Source organism: Bacteroides sp., assembly GCA_036351255.1.
Lineage (GTDB): Bacteria > Bacteroidota > Bacteroidia > Bacteroidales > UBA7960 > UBA7960.
Window position 1 is genome coordinate 1 of sequence record JAZBOS010000008.1, and the last position, 3,243, is coordinate 3,243.

General features: G+C 45.1%; 4 protein-coding genes. 1 reads left to right on the forward strand and 3 read right to left on the reverse strand.

Annotated elements, in window-relative coordinates; genetic code table 11:
* Positions 1 to 41 precede the first annotated feature (41 nt).
* Positions 42 to 245 carry a hypothetical protein gene (locus tag V2I46_00275; GenBank protein ID MEE4175920.1) on the reverse strand — a complete coding sequence of 68 codons (204 nt, stop codon included), beginning with the start codon at positions 243 to 245 and terminating at the stop codon, positions 42 to 44.
* Positions 246 to 343: 98 nt separating this feature from the next.
* Here V2I46_00275 and V2I46_00280 point away from each other — a divergent pair, with 98 nt between their 5' ends.
* Positions 344 to 928, forward strand: a complete 585-nt coding sequence (locus V2I46_00280; GenBank protein MEE4175921.1) for a DUF937 domain-containing protein — start codon at positions 344 to 346, stop codon at positions 926 to 928.
* A 107-nt stretch (positions 929 to 1,035) separates the two neighbouring features.
* Here the strand turns inward: V2I46_00280 and V2I46_00285 are convergent, their stop codons facing one another.
* Both V2I46_00285 and V2I46_00290 read right to left on the reverse strand, forming a co-directional pair.
* Positions 1,036 to 1,218, reverse strand: a complete 183-nt coding sequence (locus V2I46_00285) for a hypothetical protein (GenBank protein MEE4175922.1) — start codon at positions 1,216 to 1,218, stop codon at positions 1,036 to 1,038.
* 448 nt (positions 1,219 to 1,666) lie between these two features.
* A complete protein-coding gene (locus tag V2I46_00290) occupies positions 1,667 to 2,689 on the reverse strand; it encodes a hypothetical protein (GenBank protein ID MEE4175923.1) in 1,023 nt (340 codons plus the stop codon).
* Positions 2,690 to 3,243 lie beyond the last annotated feature (554 nt).

Consider the following 3,243-nt stretch of genomic DNA (forward strand, 5'->3'; position numbering starts at 1 on the left):
AATAGTTCACCGTAGTTCCCCCCGGTTTTGTTAATACTGATTCAAAGATATTCAACAGCCTCAGAAAAAGTTCCTCCTATATTTAATGTTGACAAATCTAAAGGCAAATTAGCAGATTTTTCTGGCCAACAGCCAACAGCCAATAGCCAACAGCCATTGAAGTGGTTGAAAAGTTGATAAGTTGAAGCGTTGAGAAGTTGATTAAACCCTTTTAACAGCCAATTCTTTAAAAACAAAAGGTTCATTATTATCATAGAATTATTTTGGTGTTATCGATATCATTATTAACTTTAGGACAAATCCTTTTAAAATTTTTCACGCATTTTAAAATAATCACATTCTCATGGCTGGATTTATTGATGAATTTTTGAAAAGCTATGGTCCGGAAGTGACCCAGCAGATGTCGAAGAACTTTAATGTTGACAAGGGAACGGTTCAGAAGCTGATTCCCCAACTGGCTCCCCTGATCCTTGCGGGTCTGAAGAAACAAAAGGATACCCATGGCGGAGATGCAAGGGTAGATCACATTCTGAACAAGTATGGTGATCCCTCGGTACTCAACCACATGAACGACGTGATTTCCTCCAAAGCCCATGCCTCACAGGTAGACCCAAACCTGGGGGGATTGCTTGGCGACAATGGCGGATTGCAGGCTGCACAGGCCCTGGGCAGCAAGATGAACATCGACACATCGACCATCATGAAGATGATTCCGGCATTATCACCCCTGATCCTGGGTGCGCTTTCGAAAAAACGCGATACAGAGGGTAAGGGATTATCGGGTATCGGTGCTTTGCTTGATGCCGATGGCGACGGAAGCATCCTTGACGATGTGGCTGGCTTCCTGATGAAGAGTGGTGGTGCTTCCAGTGGCTCTGCAGGGGGACTGTTGGGATCCCTGCTCAAAGGATTTGGCCGCCGCAGGTAATGGGCATCTCCGGGTTTTGAAATAAAAAAAGGAACAGCAAAAACCGCTGTTCCTTTTTTATTGGAAATTTCTTTAACCTGCCTTTATGGCAAGGCGGAATTTCATTCTTAGTTTTTATGCTTTTCCTGGTTTAAGCCATCGAAGAGATTTTGGTTGTCAAGAGCAGCCATAAGTTCTTCAAGTTTTTCATCCAGACCCTGATGCTCTGTTTTGATCTGCTCACGCATTTTGGCAAGGGTCTGTTGTCTTTTCTCAATAAGGGCGCGAAGCAATTCCTTGTCCTGGTCCATGTTGATGGGTATGCTGTTTTTTGGTGTAGGTCAAAAATAGCATAAAAATTCCTGCTCCTGAAAGTTAGATATTAATTATTTATTAACAATTTTAAGGGAGGGGGTAATACGGGGAATGGCTTGGAGCGTGGGGCATGGAGAAGCGAGAGATGAGATGTGAGAGATGATCGATAAGAAGTATGAAATGAGAGATGAGAGAATTTGCTAATGTGATGATTTGATAATGAGATGATTAGCGGATGAGAAGATTTGAGGATTAGCAGATTTTTCTGGTCAAAATCCGCTGGTAAGCGGATCCGCTGGCTAGCGGACAAGCTCTTGAACCTTGAACCTTAAACCTTAAACCTTAAACCTTAAACCTTGAACCCTTCCTTCGGCAGGCAGGCTAGCACCAAAAACCGAATACCAGCACAATAAACCTTAATCCCTAATCCCTAATCCCTAAACCTTACAGCCTTCTAAACCACTGCACCAGGGGAATGGGAACGGTTTCGCCTTCTGAGCGGATACCGGCAAAGCCAAACTGGAAGGCGGCCTCAGGGCGGGTCTGCAAACGCAGCCCGGGGATGATGGCCAGGATGGCGCTGCGCTGGCTGGTATAGGTCTCCGTGATCCAGTAATAAGAATCGGTTTCCCAGTCATAGTATTGGTTCTGGTAGGTCTCGGTCCGTTCCTTTCCGGGGGGCAGGTAAAAGGAATCGAAGACGATGCTGAGGGTTCGGCCCACTTTAAACATGCCGCTCAAAGAAAAAAGGAAACTGCCTTCGGTCCGGATCTCCTCCCGGTAGCTGTCATAATAAACATCATTGGCATAATAATAGTCGTAGATCTCTTCCTTATAGCGCAATCCGGCATAACCAGCCGAGAAGGTGAAGTTCTTCACGCGGTCGCCATAGGTGATGGCCCCGAAGGGGAGTATGCCCGCAAAGCTTGGGATGCCCCACGAACCTGTGCCCAGCAACATGCCTAAGCCAAGGTGCCAGTCATCTTTCAGGGGGATGCTGTATTTGGCGGTGCCCACAATGGGGTATCCGATCCAGGAGGTCATCACCCCCAACCCCAGGTTTTCATTCACCCCAAACTGGAAGTCGGGCCCAAACAGGTTCCACAGGATATAGTTCTCGCCCTTTTGAACAGGCAGGCCGTTGGTGGTGATGAAATAGCGGGTGGAGAACACTTCGCCGGGCACAAACACCCCGCGCTCGTCGAGTTCACGGCTGGCCACCTCACGGATTTCCCTGATCTCGTGCCGGGGAATGTAAACCTGACCCAGTTCATCGGTCTCGATCAGCACCTCGCGGGCATCCTGCGAGATAATATGCCCGTAAAACCGAGCGCCATCGTGCTTGACGATCACATAAACCTTTTGGGCTTCCTGTTCTGGATTTGTTGCAGGGGTCTGAGCCAGGACACCTTTGCCAAAGACCATCAGCATCAGCATTATGATATAATAACCGGTATTTCTTTTCATGGAGTTAAGTCAGATTGTTAACAAAATTACTTGAAACAATTAGCCATGCAGCTTTGGCAGTACGAAAGTAAAGGATTTTTCATTGGCATATGTTAATTCATCGAACTTTCCGGGGAAAGTACAGAGGGTTTAGTGAATTAGGCCAGTTGGATGATTTAAGATGGAGAAAGGCATTCAGGGCTGTTTCTTTGTAAGGTAGTTTCCTTTTACAGTTTTCCGGGGAATGGGATTCTTGGAAATGAATCATTCTCTTTCTTGAAAATGAAACAGAATGCAAATAAATGGAAAACTGTCCGTATAAATTGGGTTAACGATAAAAAGTTTTATATTAACGATAAAGTATGGAAATGATATATTTTATAGAGAGGGAAGGGTCTTTAATCGGAGGGAAATACACGTTGATCTGCAATAAAAGTTTTAAAACATTTTGATATATTGATTATTTTTTTACATTTGGTAGCACTTTTAACCTGTTTATTAACCAAAACAATGATGGTATGAGAACGTTTCGTAAAATGATGGCTGGCCTGCTGGTATTTGCAGGCTTTGCCCTG